General features: G+C 70.6%; 15 protein-coding genes. 11 read left to right on the top strand and 4 right to left on the bottom strand.

The annotated features are described in order from the left end of the window. The first annotated feature begins 2 nt into the window (after positions 1-2). Positions 3-251 carry a DUF6191 domain-containing protein gene (locus ACIPSA_RS34505; protein ID WP_402641837.1) on the top strand — a complete coding sequence of 83 codons (249 nt, stop codon included), beginning with the start codon at positions 3-5 and terminating at the stop codon, positions 249-251. Positions 252-259: 8 nt separating this feature from the next. Here ACIPSA_RS34505 and ACIPSA_RS34500 read toward each other — a convergent pair whose 3' ends face one another. Together ACIPSA_RS34500 and ACIPSA_RS34495 are read right to left on the bottom strand one after the other, a co-directional pair. After that, positions 260-1,408, bottom strand: coding sequence for a PQQ-dependent sugar dehydrogenase (locus ACIPSA_RS34500; protein WP_402641834.1), 1,149 nt, complete (start codon positions 1,406-1,408; stop codon positions 260-262). A 165-nt stretch (positions 1,409-1,573) separates the two neighbouring features. After that, on the bottom strand, positions 1,574-2,572 hold the full coding sequence (locus tag ACIPSA_RS34495; RefSeq protein WP_402641831.1) for an aldo/keto reductase: 999 nt from the start codon (positions 2,570-2,572) through the stop codon (positions 1,574-1,576). Between the two features lie 76 nt (positions 2,573-2,648). On the opposite strand from ACIPSA_RS34495, the gene ACIPSA_RS34490 reads away from it, so the two are divergent. The 6 genes from ACIPSA_RS34490 (at position 2,649) to serA (ending at position 12,741) form a co-directional block, all read left to right on the top strand. After that, the gene (locus tag ACIPSA_RS34490) at positions 2,649-3,611 is read left to right on the top strand and encodes a 2-hydroxyacid dehydrogenase (RefSeq protein WP_402641829.1); all 963 of its coding nucleotides are present in this window, start codon (positions 2,649-2,651) and stop codon (positions 3,609-3,611) included. A gap of 412 nt (positions 3,612-4,023) precedes the next feature. Then, positions 4,024-7,167: a putative bifunctional diguanylate cyclase/phosphodiesterase gene (locus ACIPSA_RS34485; RefSeq protein WP_402641827.1), complete on the top strand. Its 3,144-nt coding sequence runs from the start codon at positions 4,024-4,026 to the stop codon at positions 7,165-7,167. 243 nt (positions 7,168-7,410) lie between these two features. Continuing rightward, positions 7,411-9,261, top strand: coding sequence for an acetolactate synthase large subunit (locus ACIPSA_RS34480; RefSeq protein WP_402641825.1), 1,851 nt, complete (start codon positions 7,411-7,413; stop codon positions 9,259-9,261). A gap of 20 nt (positions 9,262-9,281) precedes the next feature. Next, positions 9,282-9,806, top strand: a complete 525-nt coding sequence (gene ilvN, locus ACIPSA_RS34475; RefSeq protein ID WP_402641822.1) for an acetolactate synthase small subunit — start codon at positions 9,282-9,284, stop codon at positions 9,804-9,806. A gap of 111 nt (positions 9,807-9,917) precedes the next feature. Then, positions 9,918-10,916 carry a ketol-acid reductoisomerase gene (gene ilvC / locus ACIPSA_RS34470; protein ID WP_402641820.1) on the top strand — a complete coding sequence of 333 codons (999 nt, stop codon included), beginning with the start codon at positions 9,918-9,920 and terminating at the stop codon, positions 10,914-10,916. A 235-nt stretch (positions 10,917-11,151) separates the two neighbouring features. Then, on the top strand, positions 11,152-12,741 hold the full coding sequence (serA, locus tag ACIPSA_RS34465; protein ID WP_402641817.1) for a phosphoglycerate dehydrogenase: 1,590 nt from the start codon (positions 11,152-11,154) through the stop codon (positions 12,739-12,741). Positions 12,742-12,906: 165 nt separating this feature from the next. Here serA and ACIPSA_RS34460 read toward each other — a convergent pair whose 3' ends face one another. Further along, positions 12,907-14,463, bottom strand: coding sequence for an MFS transporter (locus tag ACIPSA_RS34460; protein ID WP_402641815.1), 1,557 nt, complete (start codon positions 14,461-14,463; stop codon positions 12,907-12,909). 97 nt (positions 14,464-14,560) lie between these two features. Here ACIPSA_RS34460 and ACIPSA_RS34455 point away from each other — a divergent pair, with 97 nt between their 5' ends. Further along, positions 14,561-15,133, top strand: coding sequence for a TetR/AcrR family transcriptional regulator (locus tag ACIPSA_RS34455; RefSeq protein WP_402641813.1), 573 nt, complete (start codon positions 14,561-14,563; stop codon positions 15,131-15,133). A gap of 178 nt (positions 15,134-15,311) precedes the next feature. Here ACIPSA_RS34455 and ACIPSA_RS34450 read toward each other — a convergent pair whose 3' ends face one another. After that, entirely contained in the window at positions 15,312-16,586 is a 1,275-nt protein-coding gene (locus ACIPSA_RS34450; protein WP_402641811.1) for a PucR family transcriptional regulator, read from the bottom strand. Between the two features lie 150 nt (positions 16,587-16,736). Here ACIPSA_RS34450 and ACIPSA_RS34445 point away from each other — a divergent pair, with 150 nt between their 5' ends. The 3 genes from ACIPSA_RS34445 (at position 16,737) to ACIPSA_RS34435 (ending at position 20,272) form a co-directional block, all read left to right on the top strand. Continuing rightward, positions 16,737-17,663, top strand: a complete 927-nt coding sequence (locus ACIPSA_RS34445; RefSeq protein WP_402641808.1) for a proline dehydrogenase family protein — start codon at positions 16,737-16,739, stop codon at positions 17,661-17,663. A gap of 39 nt (positions 17,664-17,702) precedes the next feature. Next, positions 17,703-19,334 carry an L-glutamate gamma-semialdehyde dehydrogenase gene (pruA, locus tag ACIPSA_RS34440; protein ID WP_402641807.1) on the top strand — a complete coding sequence of 544 codons (1,632 nt, stop codon included), beginning with the start codon at positions 17,703-17,705 and terminating at the stop codon, positions 19,332-19,334. 92 nt (positions 19,335-19,426) lie between these two features. Next, positions 19,427-20,272 carry an alpha/beta fold hydrolase gene (locus ACIPSA_RS34435; RefSeq protein ID WP_402641804.1) on the top strand — a complete coding sequence of 282 codons (846 nt, stop codon included), beginning with the start codon at positions 19,427-19,429 and terminating at the stop codon, positions 20,270-20,272. Positions 20,273-20,278: the final 6 nt, after the last annotated feature.

Genomic DNA, 20,278 nt, shown 5'->3' with positions numbered 1-20,278 from the left:
CTGTGTTCAACATCTTCGAGGAACTGTTCGCACCGGGCCGTAAGCACACGGACGAGGAGCGGAACAGGCTTGAGCTGACCCGGGAGGACGTCGGGGACAACGATCCCGGGCGCGGGCCGATAGACCTCGCATCCGGGAAGGTCGTCGTGCGCCGGCCCAAACCCTCGGACGAGTCCGAGTCCGAGTCCGAGTCCGAGTCCGAGTCCGAGTCCGAGTCCGAGACAGAGGGAGAGGCGGAGGTGGAGGAGTAGGCCGGCTGTCAGTGCACCTCCAGCTCCAGGATCCGGTCGTCGCCCTTCTTCGGTGTGCCCCGGCCGTCGGTGTTACTGGTGACCAGCCAGACCTTGTCGCCGCCCGCCGCGACCACCGTGCGCAGCCGGCCGTACCGGCCGGTGAGGAAGTCCTGGGGGGCCGCCGAGGCCGCCGTGCCGTCAAGGGGGATGCGCCACAGGCGTTGCCCCTTCAGAGCGGCCATCCAGATGACCCCGTCGACATGGGCGATGCCGCTGGGGGAGGCCTCGTCGGTGTGCCACTGGGCTATCGGGTTGTGGTAGGCGGGGTCGGACGACCTGCCCTCGGCCTCCGGCCAGCCGTAGTTGTCGCCGGGCTTGATCGCGTTCAGCTCGTCCCAGGTGTCCTGGCCGAACTCCGAGGCGAACAGCCGCTGTCTGTCGTCCCAGGCGAGCCCCTGCACATTGCGGTGGCCGTAGCTGTACACGGGGGAGTCGGGGAACGGGTTGCCCGGGGCCGGCTCGCCCTCCGGGGTCATGCGCAGGATCTTGCCGCCCAGGGACTCCTTGTCCTGGGCCAGGCCCCGTCGGCCGCTCTCGCCCGTGCCGGCGTAGAGCATGCCGTCCGGGCCGAACGCGATCCGGCCGCCATTGTGGATGCGGCCCTTGGGGATGCCCTTGAAGATCGTGTCCGGCGCGCCAAGCTGTTCACCGGCGGGCTTTCGCTCGTCGTACAGCATGCGGACGATGCGGTTGTCCGAGGCCGAGGTGAAGTACGCGTAGATCATGTGGTCCGAGGCGTAGCCGGGGGAGAGGGCGATGCCGAGGAGGCCGCCCTCGCCCGCCGGGGACACCCCGGAGACCTTGCCCAGCTCGGTCCGCCCGCCCGTCTTCTCGTCGACCCGGGTGATCGTCCCGTCGTCGCGCGAGGAGACGAGCAGGGCGCCGTCCGGCAGGGGAGCCAGGCCCCACGGGGTCCTCAGGCCGTCGGTGACCGTGCGCAGCACCTCGACCGAGCCCTTCGCGGGCGGGGTCGCGCCGCTCGCCCGCCCGGAGGGGGAGGCACTGGCCGCCGTCCCCTTCGACGCCGTGCCCCCGCCCCCGAACGGTGAGCCTCCTCCGCCCGAGGAGCAGCCGGCCGTCAGCAGGAGTGCGGCCGTGGCCAATCCGGCCGTCACAGCTCGACGTTGCACGATCAGGTCCCTTCGACACGGCGGTCCGGCGGCGTCTTCTCCCTGTCATACACCGCTCGCGCCACCCGGGTTCCCGATCCCCGGCACCGAATCCGGCCCGCCGGTCACCGTGCGGGGCCGGAGCCCGCCCGGCAGGCCCTGGGACCGGTCTCAGTCCCAGGAGCCCTGCGCGGGCGGCAGCTGGGCCAGTTCCATCAGGTCTTCCGCGGTCAGGTGCACGTCGGTCGCGGCGGCGTTCTCCGTGGCCCAGCGTTCCTGTTTGGTGCCGGGCACCGGGACCACGTGGCGGCCCTGCGCCAGTACCCAGGCCAGCGCCACCTGGGCGGGAGTGACCTCCGCGCCGTGCCGGCGGGCCACGCGGCGCAGGCCGGCGACGACGGGCTGGTTGGCGGCCATCATGTCGGCCGTGAAGCGGGGATGGCGGGCACGCACGTCATCGGGTTCGAAGCCCTCGCCCGGGGTCAGGGTGCCGGTCAGGAAGCCGTTGCCCAGCGGCATCGCCGCCAGGAAGCCGACGCCCCGCGCCGCGCACCAGGGGAGCAGGGACTCCAGGGCCTCCGGCGACCACACCGACAGCTCGGCCTGCACCGCGCTCACCGGGAAGACCTGCTGCACCCGCCTCAACTGGCGGAGCGTGGCGTCGTGCAGACGGGTGCCCGAGCGGCGCCCGCCGCGCGCGCCCACCGCGCACAACCCCAGCGCACGCACCTTTCCGGCCTGCACCAGTTCCGCCATCGCGCCCCACGTCTCCTCGACCGGGACCTCCGGATCGGCACGGTGCAGCTGGTAAAGGTCGATCACGTCCGTCTGGAGGCGCCTGAGCGACGCGTCGCACGCCCGCCTCACATACCCCGGGCGGCCGTTCGCCACGATGTGCTGCTCGCCGACGAGCAGGCCGACCTTCGTCGACACGAAGGCGTCCTCGCGTCGTTCCTTCAGCACCCGGCCGAGCAGCAGTTCATTTGTGAACGGGCCGTACATGTCGGCTGTGTCCAGGAGCGTCGAGCCCAGGTCCAGCGCCCGGTGCGCGGCCCTCAGCGACTCGTCGCCCCGCTGCCGTGACCCGCTGTACGCCCAGCTCATCGGCATGCATCCAAGTCCGACGGCCCCCACCGCGAGTGCCCCCGCGCCGATCGTCCTGCGCTCCACCTGCTCGTGAACCTCCCTCTCCTGCCACCCCAACCTAACCTCTGTGCACACGCACTCCTGACATAGCCTCCTGAGCATGACTGCAGACGTGTGGCTTCCCATTCCGCCGGCGGACATCGAGGGGCTTCCCGAGGGGCTCCACTACCTGTTCTGGGACGGGGGTGAGGACGGGCAGCAGGAGTTTCCCGGCGATCCCGGGGAGTGCGTCGTGTACGTGGTGCCGTACATGAAGCGACAGCCGGTGAAGGTGCGCCCCCTGGAGCAGATGCGGAACCTCCAGGTCATCCAGACCCTCACGGCCGGAGTCGACGACATCACCGCGCGGCAGTCGTGCATCGTGCCGGGCGTACGGCTCTGCAACGCGCGCGGTGTGCACGAGGCGAGCACGGCCGAGCTCGCGCTCACCCTGACCCTCGCCTCCCTGCGCGGCATCCCGCAGTTCGTCAGGGAGCAGCAGCAGGACACATGGCAGGGGGAGTTCCGGCCGGCCCTCGCCGACAAGTCCGTCCTCATCGTCGGCTACGGCGCCATCGGCTCCGCCATCGAGGACCGGCTCACGCCCTTCGAGGTGGCGCGGGTGGCGCGCGTCGCGCGCTCTGAGCGCACCACGGCGCGCGGACCGGTGCATCCGCTCACCGAACTGCCCAAGCTGCTCCCGGAGGCGGACGTCGTCATCCTGTCCACCCCACTCACGGAGACCACGCGGGGCCTGGTCAACGCCGACTTCCTCACGCTGATGAAGGACGGAGCGCTGCTCGTCAACATCGCCCGCGGGCCCGTCGTCGACACCAAGGCGCTGCTCACGGAGCTGGAGACCGGGCGGATCACCGCGGCCCTGGACGTCACCGATCCGGAGCCGCTGCCCCCGGGACATCCCTTGTGGCAGGCGCCCGGTGTGCTGATCACCCCGCATGTCGGCGGGCCCACCTCGGCCTTCCTGCCGCGGGCCAAGCGGCTGCTGGTGGACCAGTTGCACCGCTTCGTGAACCGGGAGCCCCTGCGCAACGTGATCCTTACGACGGGCTCCACCGGCGTGTGACGACCAGGGCGACGCTCTTGTGATCCGGTTCGGTCACCCTCCGCAATCTTCCGAACGCGGTGTGTGCGCGCATTGCCTTTGATCGTCACGGAGCGTAGAGAAGCTATGTCCCTGAGTGACGAGACTGGTGTATCGTCCCGACAGGGGCTGCGCCGCGCACCGTTTCGGCGCCGGGGATGAACATTTCAGATCTGTGAGGGGGGCGACGGGCGATGCACGGCCTATGGACGAACGATCCGACGCGGCGGAGCCGCCGACGGAGGCCCTGGCGCACAGCTGCGCGCAGACGCGGCCACCACACCAGCCACCACCACACCAGCCACCACCGCAGGCACAGCGGACGCAGGGGGCATGCTCACTCAGCGCACCGGGACCCGCGGGACCCGGGAGCGGCGCGGACCGGGAGGCCCCGGTGAGTTCCCCGCCGACTGTGACGACCGCCCTCAACGGAGCGCTGCGGGCACAGCCTTCGTCGGGGACGCCGCTGTCCCGCCCGCCGGCCCTCGGCGGCGGGTCCGGCCTGGTCCACCAACTGGTCCTGGCCCTGCTGTGCGCGGCATACGCCGTCGGTTCCGCGCTCGGCTGGGGTTCGGACGTGCTTGCGCTGATCATGGGCGACTTCGGACTGACCGCCGCGGCGGGCACCGCCGCCGTCTCGTGCTTCCTCTACGCCCGAAGCTCCGGTGTCCGCTTTCGACCCGCCTGGCTGCTGTTCGCCCTCTCCTCGGCGATGGCGGCCCTGGGCAACGCGATCTGGGGGTGGTACGAGGTCGTCCTGCAGCGGCCCGTGCCCAGCCCCAGCTACGCCGACCTGTTCTTCCTGTGCTTCGCGCCGCCCGCCATCGTGGGGCTGCTGGTGCTGGCCAAGCGGCCGGTGTCGAAGGCGGGATGGATGTGCCTGGCGCTGGACGCCTGGCTGATCGGCGGCTCGCTGCTCACCCTGTCCTGGAGCCTCGCGCTCGCCCAGGCCGCAAAGTTCGACGGGCCGAGCGTGGCGCACACCGCGCTGTCACTGGCGTACCCGCTGCTCGACATCGCGCTGGTCAGCATGGTGCTCGCGACGCACTTCCGGCGCTCACCGGGCAACCGCACGGCGGTCAACACCGCCATCGGCGCGCTCGCCCTGACCGTGATGTGCGACGCCCTGTTCACCTCGCCGCTGCTGCACAGCAGCTACCACTCCGGCCAGCTGCTCGACGCGGGCTGGTTCGCCGGCTCGCTGCTCCTCGCGTACGCCCCCTGGGCCGCACCCCGGCGCCAGGGCCAGCAGGAGTCCGACCGGCACGGCGACGACCGGCACAGCGGCGACGGCCACACGCGCGTGGTCCACGAGCACCTGCCCGGACAGCGGACAGCCGGCCACCTCCAGACGCCCGCGCCCGCCCCGGGGGGTGATCACAGCCGGTATCCGGCCGGCCCGCCCATCACCGGCTCCCTGGCCGCGCTCACCCCGTACCTGGCCGCGGCCGTGTGCACCCTGGGCATCCTCTACAACGTCCTCAACGGCCGCAGTCCGGACCACGTCGTGCTCATCACCGCCGGTGCCGTCGTGCTCGCGCTCGTCGTGCGGCAGGGCATCATGCTGCTCGACAACATCATCCTCACCCAGGAACTGGCCCAGACCGAGAGCCACTTCCGCTCCCTGGTGCAGGGATCCAGCGACGTCATCATGATCGCCGCGCCCAACGGCATCCTCCGGTACGTCTCCCCGGCCGCCGCCGGGGTCTACGGGCGGTCCGCGGAGGACCTGGTGGGCACGGAACTCGCCAATCTCATCCATCCGGAGGACCTGGGCTGCGTGGTGCACGAGGTGCGCCGCTTCCTCGCCGCCAGCCCCCTCGAAGAACCCACCACCCGCATCGAATGCCGCTTCCGGTCCGGCGGTGGGGGCACCTCCCGCTCTGGGGGCACCTCCCGGCCGGAGGCTGGGGGAGAAGCCGGGAGTGGGGGAGGCTGGCTCAACGTCGAGTCCACCGTCAACCGCCACCACGGCGGCCTCATCTTCAACAGCCGAGACGTGACCGAGCGCGTACGTCTGCAGGCGCAGCTCCAGCACAACGCCGAGCACGACCCGCTCACCGACCTGCCCAACCGCGCGCTGTTCACCAAGCGTGTGCAGCAGGCACTGTCCGGCCGCCGTGCCTCCGACCGCGGCGCCCACCTGCGCGGCACCGCCGTCCTCTTCATCGACCTGGACGGATTCAAGGCCGTCAACGACACGATCGGGCACCAGGCCGGGGACGAGCTGCTCGTCCAGGCCGCCCGCAGACTCCATGAGGCGGTGCGGCACGGGGACACCGCCTCCCGGCTGGGCGGCGACGAGTTCGCGGCCCTGTTCGTCGGGGACGGTACCCGTGACCGCAGTGCCCGGGAGCGGCACATCCTGGAGCTCGCCGACCGCCTCAGGATGACCCTCTCCCAGCCGTACCTCATTGACGGCAACGATGTCCGTGTCAACGCCTCCATCGGCGTCGCCTTCGCCGAGCCAGGTCTGGGAGCGGGCGAGTTGCTGCGCAACGCCGACCTCGCCATGTACCGCGCCAAGTCGGCGGGAAAGGGCAGGGTCGAGCTGTACAAGCCGCAGATGCAGCAGGACGTCGTACGGAAGGCGGAGCTGGCCACGCGGCTGCGTGCCGCACTGCACGACGGCGAGTTCACCCTGCTGCACCAGCCGGTGGTGTGTCTGGAGAACGGCCGGATCGCATCGGTCTCCGCGCAGGCGCGCTGGCGCTCCTCCCAGGGGGTGCTGTTCACACCGGCCGAGTTCCTGCGGGTCGCCGAGGACAGCGACAAGACCTCCGAACTGGACCGCTGGATCCTGGAGGAGGCCGTGGAACAGGCCGCCGAACGCGCCGCGACCGGGCTCACCGTGCCCGTGGCCGTCCGGATGAGCGCCCGGCGGCTGCTCGACCGGTCGATGCCGCTCGGCTCGGTGGAGGCCCTGCTCACCCGGTACGGGCTGCCCTCCGGCTCCCTGATGATCGAGCTGGCCGACACCGACCCACGGGTCTCCCTGGACGAGCTGGAGCGCCGTCTCGGGGCCCTCAGGCGCCTGGGCGTCCGGATCGCGCTGGACGGCTTCGGCAGCGGCTACGCGGCGATCACCGCGCTCCGCCGGCTCCCCGTCGACGTGCTGAAGCTCGACCGGGGTCTGGTCGAGGGCGTCGTCGAGTCCGCACGGATGCACAAGATCACCTATGGGCTGCTGCGCATCGCCGCCGACCTGGGCATGCAGTCCGTGGCCGAGGGCGTGGACCTCCCGGAGCAGGTCGTCGCGCTCCGCTCGATGGGCTGCACCCACGGGCAGGGCATGGCGTTCGCCGGGCCGCTGGACGAGTACCCGCTGCGCCGGGCGCTCGGATCCGGCCAATATCCGGTTCCCCATGGACCGGTCGAGCCGGCGTTCGCGGGCGCCGCGAGAGAGCCGGAGGGGCGCCCCGGAGGTGAACGTGCCATGAAAAGCGGCGCGGGGGTGTACACAGGTGGTGTGCCCGCTGTCTTCGGAGGCGGAAATGCCCTTCGCTCACATAATGAGACTCCCGTCCCACCCACTTGACACGTGGTACGCGTCGGGGGGAGGGTCAGTGCCATGCGCACCCGAATTCTCGTACTTGGACAGCGCGTCGGCTGAGCTGGGACCCACCGGAGGACGATCCGGAACTCCCAGCGACCACACCGGCGCGCTCCCCTCGCTTGCCTTTTGGCACGAGGGGTTTTTTGTTGCACCAGCACCATCCGTACGGACGTAAAAACCCGTACGAACTTCGCGAAAACCCTCAGCATCGAGAAGAGAATGCCGATGACCGAGCAGGCCACCGGGGCCCGCCATCCGCACCCGCGGCCCCGTTCCGGAGGACAGCAGTCCGCGACCGTCGAGCACGTCACGGGTGCGCAGTCCCTCATCCGTTCGCTTGAGGAGGTCGGCGCGGACACGGTATTCGGCATTCCCGGTGGCGCGATCCTGCCCGCCTACGACCCGCTGATGGACTCCACCAGGGTCCGCCACGTCCTGGTCCGCCACGAGCAGGGCGCCGGCCACGCGGCCACGGGCTACGCGCAGGCCACCGGCAAGGTCGGTGTCTGCATGGCGACCTCGGGCCCGGGTGCGACGAACCTGGTCACGCCGATCGCGGACGCGCACATGGACTCGGTGCCGCTCGTGGCGATCACCGGGCAGGTCGCGTCCAAGGCGATCGGCACGGACGCCTTCCAGGAGGCGGACATCGTCGGCATCACGATGCCCGTCACCAAGCACAACTTCCTGGTCACCAAGGCCGAGGACATCCCGCGGGTGATCGCGCAGGCGTTCCACATCGCCTCCACCGGACGCCCCGGCCCGGTCCTGGTCGACATCGCCAAGGACGCGCTGCAGGCGAGGACCACCTTCTCCTGGCCGCCCACCATGGACCTGCCCGGCTACCGCCCGGTGACCAAGCCGCACGCCAAGCAGATCCGCGAGGCGGCCAAGCTGATCACCTCCGCCAAGCGGCCCGTCCTCTACGTCGGCGGCGGTGTCCTCAAGTCACACGCCACGGCGGAGCTCAAGGTCCTCGCCGAGCTCACCGGAGCGCCCGTCACCACCACCCTGATGGCGCTCGGCGCATTCCCCGACAGCCACCCGCTGCACGTGGGAATGCCGGGCATGCACGGTTCGGTCGCCGCCGTCACCGCGCTGCAGAAGGCCGACCTGATCGTCGCCCTCGGAGCCCGCTTCGACGACCGCGTCACCGGCAAGCTGGACAGCTTCGCCCCGTACGCCAAGATCGTCCATGCCGACATCGACCCGGCCGAGATCGGCAAGAACCGCGAGGCCGACGTGCCGATCGTCGGTGACGCCCGCGAGGTCATCGCCGACCTGATCCAGGCCGTCCAGAAGGAGCACAGCGAGGGCCACAAGGGCGACTACACCGCCTGGTGGAAGGACCTCAGCCGCTGGCGCGACACCTACCCGCTCGGCTACGACCAGCCCGAGGACGGCTCCCTGTCCCCGCAGCAGGTCATCGAGCGCATCGGGCAGCTCGCCCCGGAGGGCACGATCTTCGCGGCGGGCGTCGGCCAGCACCAGATGTGGGCCGCGCACTTCATCCAGTACGAGAAGCCCGCCACCTGGCTGAACTCCGGCGGCGCCGGGACGATGGGCTACGCGGTCCCGGCCGCGATGGGCGCCAAGGCCGGCGTGCCGGACAGGGCCGTCTGGGCGATCGACGGCGACGGCTGTTTCCAGATGACCAATCAGGAGCTCACCACCTGCGCCCTGAACAACATCCCGATCAAGGTCGCCATCATCAACAACGGCGCCCTCGGGATGGTCCGCCAGTGGCAGACCCTCTTCTACAACCAGCGTTACTCCAACACCGTCCTGCACAGCGGCCCGGGCGACGTCAACCCGGAGGCCAGGGGCACCCGCGTCCCCGACTTCGTGAAGCTGTCGGAGGCCATGGGCTGCTACGCGATCCGCTGCGAGCGGCCGGAGGACCTGGACAAGGTCATCGAAGAGGCGAACTCCATCAACGACCGCCCCGTCGTCGTCGACTTCATCGTCCACGAGGACGCGATGGTGTGGCCGATGGTCGCCGCCGGCACCTCCAACGACGAGATCATGGCCGCCCGGGACGTCCGCCCCGACTTCGGCGACAACGAAGACGACTGAGCGAGAGAGACCACAGAGAAATGTCCAAGCACACGCTCTCCGTCCTGGTGGAGAACACGCCGGGCATCCTGGCCCGGATCGCCGCCCTCTTCTCGCGCCGCGGCTTCAACATCGACTCGCTCGCGGTCGGTGTCACCGAGCACCCCGACATCTCCCGCATCACCATCGTGGTGAACGTCGAGGACCTGCCGCTGGAGCAGGTGACGAAGCAGCTCAACAAGCTCGTCAACGTGCTGAAGATCGTCGAACTGGAGCCTTCGCAGGCCGTTCAGCGTGAACTCGTTCTGGTGAAGGTCCGCGCCGACAACGAGACGCGCTCCCAGATCGTCGAGATCGTCCAGCTGTTCCGCGCCAAGACCGTCGACGTCTCGCCGGAGGCCGTGACCATCGAGGCCACCGGGAGCACCGACAAGCTGACCGCCATGCTCAAGATGCTGGAGCCGTACGGCATCAAGGAGCTGGTGCAGTCCGGCACGATCGCGATCGGCCGCGGCGCCCGCTCGATCACGGACCGCTCGCTGCGCGCGCTCGACCGATCCGCGTAAGGCTGGATACGGGCGGTCCACGGCCGCCCGTATACCGAGACCCCGAAACGTCACTTCCGCCCGCCGTCATACGGTGGGAGCAACATCTGCACCCCAAGGAGAGAACCCAAAGTGGCCGAGCTGTTCTACGACGCTGACGCCGACCTGTCCATCATCCAGGGCCGCAAGGTCGCGGTCATCGGCTACGGCAGCCAGGGCCACGCGCACGCCCTGTCGCTGCGCGACTCCGGTGTCGACGTCCGTGTCGGTCTGCACGAGGGCTCCAAGTCCAAGGCCAAGGCCGAGGAGCAGGGCCTGCGCGTGGTGAGCCCGGCCGAGGCCGCCGCCGAGGCCGACGTCATCATGATCCTCATCCCGGACCCGATCCAGGCCCAGGTCTACGAGGAGTCCATCGCCCCGAACCTGAACGACGGCGACGCGCTGTTCTTCGCCCACGGCTTCAACATCCGCTTCGGCTTCATCAAGCCCCCGGCCGGTGCCGACGTCGCGCTGGTCGCCCCGAAGGGCCCGGGCCACCTGGTCCGCCGCCAGTACGAGGAGGGCCGCGGCGTTCCGGCGATCGCCGCCGTCGAGCAGGACGCCACCGGCAACGCCTTCGCGCTGGCCCTGTCGTACGCCAAGGCGATCGGCGGCACCCGTGCCGGCGTCATCAAGACGACCTTCACCGAGGAGACCGAGACCGACCTGTTCGGTGAGCAGGCCGTGCTGTGCGGCGGCACCTCCGCCCTGGTCAAGGCCGGCTTCGAGACCCTCGTCGAGGCGGGCTACCAGCCGGAGATCGCCTACTTCGAGTGCCTGCACGAGCTGAAGCTGATCGTCGACCTCATGTATGAGGGCGGCCTGGAGAAGATGCGCTGGTCCGTCTCCGAGACCGCCGAGTGGGGCGACTACGTCACCGGCCCGCGCATCATCACGGACGCCACCAAGGCCGAGATGAAGCAGGTCCTCGCCGAGATCCAGGACGGCACGTTCGCGCAGAACTGGATGGACGAGTACCACGGCGGTCTGAAGAAGTACAACGAGTACAAGAAGCAGGACTCCGAGCACCTGCTGGAGACCACCGGCAAGCAGCTGCGCAAGCTGATGAGCTGGGTGAACGAGGAGGCGTAAGCCCCACGTCAGGGGGGTCGGGGCACACTGCTCCGGCCCCCTTTGTCCACCCCGTCCAGCCACGGACGGGTGATCCTTCCGCAGAGGCGCAAGACGCCCTAGGGCACGCCACTACACTGCTGCACAACATACGCGTCAGGCCCACAGCGTCGTGCGTCTTCCGCGGCTAGCCCCCTCCTCCGCCTGCGGCCGTCGGGACGGCCGTCCGCACGCATTGGACTTGTGAGGACCTCACGTGAGCTCGAAACCTGTCGTACTCATCGCTGAAGAGCTGTCGCCCGCGACCGTGGACGCACTCGGCCCGGACTTCGAGATCCGGCACTGCAACGGCGCCGACCGCGCCGAGCTGATCCCCGCCATCGCCGACGTGGACGCGATCCTGATCCGCTCCGCCACCAAGGTCGACGCCGAGGCGATCGCCGCCGCGAAGAAGCTGAAGGTCGTCGCGCGCGCCGGCGTCGGCCTGGACAACGTCGACGTCTCCGCCGCCACCAAGGCCGGCGTGATGGTCGTCAACGCCCCGACCTCCAACATCGTGACCGCCGCCGAGCTGGCCTGCGGTCTCCTCGTCGCCACCGCCCGCCACATCCCGCAGGCCAACGCCGCGCTGAAGAACGGCGAGTGGAAGCGCAGCAAGTACACGGGCGTGGAGCTGGCCGAGAAGACCCTCGGTGTCGTGGGCCTCGGCCGCATCGGCGCGCTCGTTGCCCAGCGCATGTCCGCCTTCGGCATGAAGGTCGTCGCGTACGACCCCTACATCCAGCCCGCTCGCGCCGCGCAGATGGGCGTCAAGGTGCTGTCGCTGGACGAGCTGCTGGAGGTCTCCGACTTCATCACCGTCCACCTGCCGAAGACCCCCGAGACCCTCGGCCTCATCGGCGATGAGGCGCTGCGCAAGGTCAAGCCGAGCGTGCGCATCGTCAACGCGGCGCGTGGCGGGATCGTCGACGAGGAGGCGCTGTACGCGGCGCTGAAGGAGGGCCGGGTCGCCGGCGCCGGCCTCGACGTCTACGCGAAGGAGCCCTGCACGGACTCCCCGCTGTTCCAGTTCGACCAGGTCGTCTGCACCCCGCACCTCGGTGCCTCCACCGACGAGGCGCAGGAGAAGGCCGGAATCGCCGTCGCCAAGTCGGTGCGCCTCGCGCTCGCCGGTGAGCTGGTGCCGGACGCGGTGAACGTCCAGGGCGGTGTCATCGCCGAGGACGTCAAGCCGGGTCTGCCGCTCGCGGAGCGCCTCGGCCGCATCTTCACCGCGCTCGCGGGCGAGGTCGCGGTCCGCCTCGACGTCGAGGTGTACGGCGAGATCACCCAGCACGACGTGAAGGTGCTGGAGCTGTCCGCGCTCAAGGGCGTCTTCGAGGACGTCGTCGACGAGACGGTGTCGTACGTCAACGCCCCGCTGTTCGCCCAGGAGCGCGGTGTCGAGGTCCGCCTCACCACCAGCTCCGAGGCGACGGACCACCGCAACGTCGTGACCGTGCGCGGCACCCTCGGCAACGGCGAGGAGGTGTCGGTCTCCGGCACCCTGTCCGGCCCGAAGCACCAGCAGAAGATCGTCGCGGTCGGCGACTACGACGTCGACCTCGCGCTCGCCGAGCACATGGTCGTCCTGCGGTACGAGGACCGTCCGGGCGTCGTCGGCACCGTCGGCCGCATCCTCGGCGAGGCGGGCATCAACATCGCCGGCATGCAGGTCGCCCGCTCGGTGGCGGGCGGCGAGGCGCTGGCCGTGCTGACCGTCGACGACACGGTGGCCGCCGGCGTGCTGGGTGATGTCGCCGAGGAGATCGGGGCGACGTTCGCCCGTTCGGTGAACCTCGTCTGAGGTGACCGTCCCTGGGGGCTGCCGCCCCCAGGCCCCCGCTTCGGCCTGAAAGACCTCGTCCGCACGCCGGACGGCCGAGACGGGTCGCCCCGTGACAAAGCGCCGGGCGGGCTGGTGGATCCAGCCCGCCCGGTGCTTTCGCGTGTCGTGTCGGTCGGTGTCGTGTCAGTCGGCTACCGGCTCCGGCTCCGGGACGGCCACCGCCTCCGGCTCAAGCAGGTGGATCCGGCGCAGGGTCAGCGCCGCCCCGGCCGCCGCCCCCGCCAGCAGCACCGCCCCGGCGATCGCCGCGCCCTGCATCCCGCTGACGAACGCCTCCCGCGCCGCCGTGACCAGGGCGTCGCCCGCGTGGCCCGGAAGGCGGGCGGCGGTCGCCAGCGCGCCACCGAGGGTCTCGTGGGCCGCGGCCGGGGCCGAGTCCGGGATCTCGTGGCGGTAGACGGCGGTGCCGATGGAGCCGAGGACCGCCATCCCGAGCGCGCCGCCGAACTCCGTGCCGGTCTCCAGCAGGGAGGAGGCCGTGCCCGCCTGCTCGACCGGGGCGGTGCCCATCGCGAGGTCGGTCAGCTGGGACATGACCACCACGACCCCGCAGGCCAGGACGCCGGACGCGGCGAGCACCAGCCACAGGGAGTCGGTCCCTGCGAGGGTGAGCATCGCGTAGCCGCCCGCCGTGATGGCGAAGCCGGCGGCGACGACGTACCCGCGGTTGACGCCCTTCTGGACGATCTGCGTCGTCACCGGTGCCGCCACACCGATGAACACCGACGGGAGCAGGCTCCACAGCGCGGCCTGGAGCGGGGTCTTGCCGAGCACGGACTGCAGGTACTGGGTGGTGAAGATGGCCGAGCCCATCATGCCGAACGCGGACACGAGGGTCAGGACCACCGCCGGGGTGAAGCCGTGGCCGCGGAGCAGGGCCGGCGGGATCAGCGGAGAGGCCGCGGTGCGCTGCCGGCGGACGAACAGCGCGGCGAAGAGCAGGCCGACGGCGATCGAGGCGCCGTAACGGATGTCCCAGCCCTCGGACGGGATCTCCTTCAGGCCGTAGATGACGGGGAGCACGGCGGCCATCGACAGGGGGATGCTCGGCCAGTCGAAGCGGCCGGGGTTCGGGTTCTTCGACTCGGGGAGCAGGAACGGGCCGAGGACCAGCAGCAGCGCCATCGCGGGCAGGTTGACCAGGAAGACCGAGCCCCACCAGAAGTGCTCGACGAGGACGCCGCTCATCACCGAGCCGAGCGCGATCCCGCCTGTCATCACGCCGGACCACAGGCCGATCGCCTTCGCGCGCTCGCCGGGGTCGGTGAACATCGTGCGCAGCAGGGCCATCGTCGACGGCATCAGGGTCGCGCCGCCGATGCCGAGGATCGCGCGGGCCGCGATCAGGGTCTCGGCGCTGTTCGCGTACGCCGCCAGCAGCGAGGCGGCGCTGAAGGCGGCGGCGCCCATGAGCAGGAGCCGGCGGCGGCCGATGCGGTCGCCCAGCGAGCCCATCGTCATCAGCAGGCCGGCCAGGACGAAGCCGTAGATGTCGAAGATCCACAGCTGCTGGGTGCCGGTCGGCCGCAGGTCCGCGCTCATGGCCGGGACCGCGAAGTAGAGGACCGAGACATCCATCGAGACCAGCAGCAGCGGAAGCATCAGCACGCCGAGCGCCGTCCATTCGCGGCGGCCGGCACGGGCGGTCGGGGTCGTGGTGGTGCTCGTCGAGTTCGTCATGACAGCGAATGTACAGGCGTCTTAAACGCTTGTCTAGAACGTTTGTATAGGTCATGCGTCTAGGACGCTCGTATGGATCGGAGGTAGGCTGGTCCGCATGGGACACCGTGAGGATCTGCTCGAAGGCGCCAAGCGCTGCCTTCTGGAGAAGGGCTTCGCGCGCACGACGGCGCGCGACATCGTCAAGGAGTCGGGGACGAACCTGGCCTCGATCGGCTATCACTACGGCTCGAAGGACACGCTCCTCGCACAGGCGTACATCTCCCTGGTGGACGAGATGTCCTTCGAAGGTGGTGGGGACGCGGGGCTCAGCGGTGCGCCCGGCTCGTTGGAGCGGTTCCGCGAGGTGTGGTCGAACATCGTCGACTCCATGCGGGAGCCCGGCTCGATCTGGCGGCTCAGCATGGAGGTCATGACCATCGATCTGCCCGAGGTGCGCGACCATCTGGCCCGTGCGCAGCGCGAGGGCGGGCGGGGCATGGTCGCGCTGCTCATGGACGTACCGGAGGAGGACGTGTCCGACGAGACCGCGGACACGCTGGGCCGGTTCTACCTGACGCTGATGTCGGGCCTCATCGCGCAGTGGATCTTCGACCCGAAGACCGCCCCCGACGGGGACGTCCTGACGGAGGGCCTGCGCCAGGTCGTCGAGGCCGCCACGCGGACGTGACCGGTCCCTCCCGCGGCTCCTCCGCCCGGCGGCGGCGGGCGACCCGCAGTCCGTCCGGGTACGGCATGAAAGCCTGCCGATCCCCGGGTGCCACCGAACCGGCCCGGCTCGTCCCGGGATTCGGCGATGCGACGGAGCGTCCGATCGCCGTGGGGACGGCCGCCGCGGGGGACGGGTTCTAGAGCCGCGCCCCCTTCAACGCCATGTGCAGCAGCAGCCGGTCCTCGCCGTCGTCCAGGTCGAGGCCCGTCAGCTGTTCCACGCGGGACAGCCGGTAGTAGAGGGTCTGGCGGTGGATGCCCAGTTCGGCGGCGGCACGCCCGGCCTGGCCCGCGCGGTCCAGATAGACCTCGGCGGTGCGGGCCAGCTCCTGGTGCGCAGGGGAGAGGAGCGGGCCGACCACGGGGTCGTGGACGGACTTGGGGGGCAGCGCGGTCAGCATCCGGTACGGCCCGATGCGCCCCCACTCGGCGACGGGCCCGAGCCGCGGCTCGGCCAGCGCGGCCCGCGCGGCGGCGGAGGCCTCCCGCCAGACGGCGCCGAGGTCGGCGAGGCCGGCGCGGGGTTCGCCGATACCGGCGGCGGCCCCGGCCGCGTGCCCGCGCGTCCCCTCCGCCTCCTTCAGCAGCCGCGTGGCCGCCGTCAGCGCGGGTGCGGCCACATCCGTCGAGCGCAGCCGCACCAGGATCGCGAGGCTCTGACCAGTCTCCCCCGCTGCCTTGAGGGCGTGGGAGGCACCCCCACCCCACGGCACCGTGCACAGGGCGGTGGCGTGCGGGACCGTACGCGGGGACGGGGCCTGCTCCGGGTCCGCGGAGGGCCAGGGGGCGACACAGACCACCGTGTGGGGGCCGTCCGCGCGGGGGCCGAGGGCGGTGCGCAGCTCCACCACCGCCATGTCCCGCTGCCAGCCGCTCTCCGCGGTCAGCACCGCCCGCAGCTCCCGGCTCAGATCGGCCCCCGCCCGCGCCTCGTCGGCGAGCAGCGCGCCGATCCGGCCCGTCACCCGCATGGCGGCGGCCAGCTGCGCGTCCGTCGGACCCGGGTCGTCGTCCAGCAGCCAGACATAGCCGAGGACGACACCCCGATGGCGCACCGGCAGGCAGATGCGCCCGCGGTAGACGCCGGCCTCGGGCGTCGGCGGGATCCGCACCGGTTCCGTGGCCCGGGTGATGCCGAAGCCCTCGAACCACGTCCGCACCGCCGCCGTGGAGCGCCGGGTCAGGATCGAGCGGGTGCGCACCGGGTCCAGGGCCGAGGGATCCAGGTCGCCCTCGCTGTCGTACGCCCCGAAGGCGATCAGCTCGAAGTCCCGGTTCTCCAGGGTCGCGGGCGCCCCCAGCAGCTCCGAGATCTCGTCCACCAGCTCCTGGTAGCCGCCCGCGTAGTGAAAAGGTCCAGCATCCGTCGCCACTCGGGCATTCTGTCGCAATTCCGGTCTGCCTTCATACATCTGTCTGAGATCCCGCACGCGGATGCGTGACAGCTGTCGATGGCAGACGATCGGAGGGATCCTTAGATTTCACGGTGGTTCTCCGTGCCGTACCCAAAAAATCATCTGCGTCGGGTCGGCATTCCGTAGGTCTTGTTGTGGAGGTGCCCCGTGCTGGGTCCCGTGATTCTCGCCGCTTCGCGCAGCGACCGGATGCGACGCCTGATCTCGGCGGCCCCGGTGACCAAGCAGGTCGTCGACCGCTTCATCCCCGGCGAGACCGTCGGTGACATCGTCCCGATCATCCGGGAGCTCACCGCCAAGGGCCTGGAGCTGACCATGGACGTGGTCGGCGAGGACATCACCACCCGTGAGCAGGCCACCGCCGCCCGGGACGCGTACCTGCTGCTCATCGACCGCATCAAGGACCTGGGGCTCGGCACCAAGGTCGAGATGTCGGTCAAGCTGTCGATGTTCGGCCAGGCGCTGGAGGGCGGCCACGAGCTCGCCCTGGAGAACGTCCGCCCCGTCGTCGAGGCCGCCGCCGCGATCGGCACCACGGTCACCCTCGACGCCGAGGACCACACCACCCTCGACTCGATGTTCGCCATCCACGAGGAGCTGCGGAAGGACTTCCCGCAGACCGGCTGCGTCATCCAGGCCTACCTCTTCCGCACCGAGGCCGACGCCCGCCGCCTCGCCGCGGCCGGCAGCCGGGTGCGGCTCGTGAAGGGCGCGTACAAGGAGCCCGCCGAGGTCGCCTACCAGCAGAAGCACGAGATCGACAAGGCGTACGTCCGCATCCTGAAGACGCTGATGGAGGGCGAGGGGTACCCGATGATCGGGTCCCACGACCCGCGCCTGATCTCCATCGCCCAGGAGCTCGCCCACCAGGCCGGGCGCAAACTGGACGAGTACGAGTTCCAGATGCTCTACGGCATCCGCGGCGAGGAGCACCTGCGCCTCGCCGCCGAGGGCCACCGCATGCGCGTCTACACCGCCTACGGCACCGACTGGTACGGCTACTTCATGCGCCGCCTCGCGGAGAAGCCGGCGAACCTGCGCTTCTTCGTCCGCAGCATGATCACCAAGGGCTGAGCCCGAACACCCGCTCACGTACAAGGAGTCAAGGATCTCATGGACGCTGTGACCCAGGTCCCCACCCCCGTCAACGAGCCGGTGCACGGCTACGCCCCCGGCTCGCCCGAGCGTGCCCGCCTGGAGGTCAAGCTGAAGGAGCTGGCCGAGAACCCGATCGACCTGCCGATGACCATCGGCGGGGAGAAGCGGATGGGCGGCGGCGAGGCCTTCCAGGTCGTCCAGCCGCACAACCACAAGGCCGTCCTCGGCACGCTCCGCAACGCCACCCAGCAGGACGCGCGGGACGCCGTCGACGCGGCCCTCGCCGCCGCGCCCGCCTGGCGCGCGATGTCCTTCGACGACCGCGCGGCGATCATCCTGCGCGCCGCCGAGCTGCTGGCCGGCCCCTGGCGCGAGACCATCGCGGCCTCCACCATGCTCGGCCAGTCCAAGACCGCCCAGCAGGCCGAGATCGACAGCCCCTGCGAGCTGGTCGACTTCTGGCGCTTCAACGTCCACTACGCCCGCCAGATCCTGGCCGAGCAGCCCCCGGCCAACTCCCCGGGCGTGTGGAACCGCATGGACCACCGCCCGCTGGAGGGCTTCGTCTACGCGATCACGCCGTTCAACTTCAGCGCCATCGCGGGCAACCTGCCCACCGCGCCCGCGCTGATGGGCAACGTGGTGGTCTGGAAGCCGTCCCCGACGCAGACCCACGCCGCTGTCCTCCTCATGCAGCTGCTGGAGGAGGCCGGTCTGCCCAAGGGCGTCATCAACCTCGTCACCGGCGACGGCATCGAGGTCTCCAAGGTCGCCCTTGAGCACCGCGACCTCGCCGGCATCCACTTCACCGGCTCGACCAGGACCTTCCAGTACCTGTGGAAGACGGTCGGCAACAACATCGAGAAGTACCGCACCTACCCCCGCCTGGTCGGCGAGACCGGTGGCAAGGACTTCCTGGTCGCCCACCCGAGCGCCGACCGCGCCGTCCTGAAGACCGCCCTCACCCGCGGTGCCTTCGAGTACCAGGGCCAGAAGTGCAGCGCGACCTCCCGCGCCTACATCCCGGCCTCCATCTGGAACTCGGGCTTCAAGGAGGAGTTCGCCGCCGAGGTCGACTACCTCACCATGGGTGACGTCACCGACCTGTCGAACTTCATCGGCGCCGTGATCGACGACCGTGCCTTCGCCAAGAACAAGGCCGCCATCGACCGCGCCGAGGAGGACCCGACCTGCACGATCGTCGCGGGCGGCTCCTACGACGACTCCGTCGGCTACTTCGTCCGTCCGACCGTCATCGAGTGCACCGACCCGGAGAACGAGGTCTTCCGCACCGAGTACTTCGGCCCGGTCCTCGGTGTGTACGTCTACGAGGACGACAAGTACGACGAGATGCTGGAGCAGATGGAGTCGGTCTCCGACTACGCCCTGACCGGCGCGGTCATCTCCAACGACCGCGCCGCGGCGGCCCACACGATGGAGAAGCTCCGCTACGCGGCGGGCAACTTCTACATCAACGACAAGTCGACCGGCGCCGTGGTCGGCCAGCAGCCCTTCGGCGGCGGCCGCGCCTCCGGCACCAACGACAAGGCCGGCGCCCCGCAGAACCTGCTGCGCTGGACCCTGGCCCGCGCCATCAAGGAGACGCTGGTCCCGCCGACCGACTACACGTACCCGCACATGGGCTGATCAGCCCTCCCCCCGAGCAACGGGCCGGGAAGCCTGCCACCCGAACAGGCTTCCCGGCCCGTTTCCAATTGCCCGGCAGTCAAACTGGGCCCATGACGGTGACGACGGACGACGGGATACGGCTGTGGGCGCGGCGCTCGGGCGGCGCGGGTGACCCGCTGGTGCTGTGCCACGGCGGGCCGGGCCTGTGGGACATGTTCGGTGACGTGGCCGAGCTGCTCGCGGACGTGACCCCGGTGATCCGCTGGGACCAGCGCGGGTGCGGGCGCTCGCAGCGCTGTGACGGGCCGTGGACGAGCCAGCGGTTCGTCGCGGATCTGGACGCCGTACGACGGCACTTCGGGCCGGCGCGGATGGCGGTGCTCGGCCATTCCTGGGGCGCGCAGCTGGCACTGAGCTACACCCTGGCGCACCCGGACCGGGTGAGCACGCTGGTGTACGTCGCGGGCACGGGCATCGGTCCGGACACCGACTGGCACCCCGGCTACCGCCATGGCTTCCGCACCCGTCTCGCCGACCATCCCGAACGCCTCGCCCGCTGGCAGGAGTTGACCGATCGCGCCGAGCGTACGGAGGACGAGGAACGGGAGCGGGCCGTCCTGCAGTGGTCCGTGGAGTTCGAGGACCGGGACGGGGCCCTGGAGCCCGCCCGGCGCATGGCCGACCCGTGGTTCGGCATCAACCATGCGTGCGGCAGGGCGCTCAACGAGGAACGCGAGCGCACCTGGGGCACTCCCGAGCTGGCCACCGCCTGCCGGGCCCTCGACGTGCCGGTGCTGATCGTCGACGGCGCCCGGGACATCCGCCCCCGCGCCGCCGTCGACTCCCTCGCCGAAGCCCTGCCCCACGTCCGCCGGGTGACCCTCCCGGACGCGGGCCACCAGCCGTGGGCGGAGGACCCGGAAGGCTTCCGGACAGCGGTGGCGAGCGCGCTCTAGCGTGAT

Origin of the sequence: Streptomyces sp. NPDC086549, from assembly GCF_044746205.1 — a bacterium.
Classification (GTDB): domain Bacteria; phylum Actinomycetota; class Actinomycetes; order Streptomycetales; family Streptomycetaceae; genus Streptomyces.
Note: the sequence above shows the minus strand (reverse complement) of the source record. Positions and strands in the feature narration are given on the sequence as shown.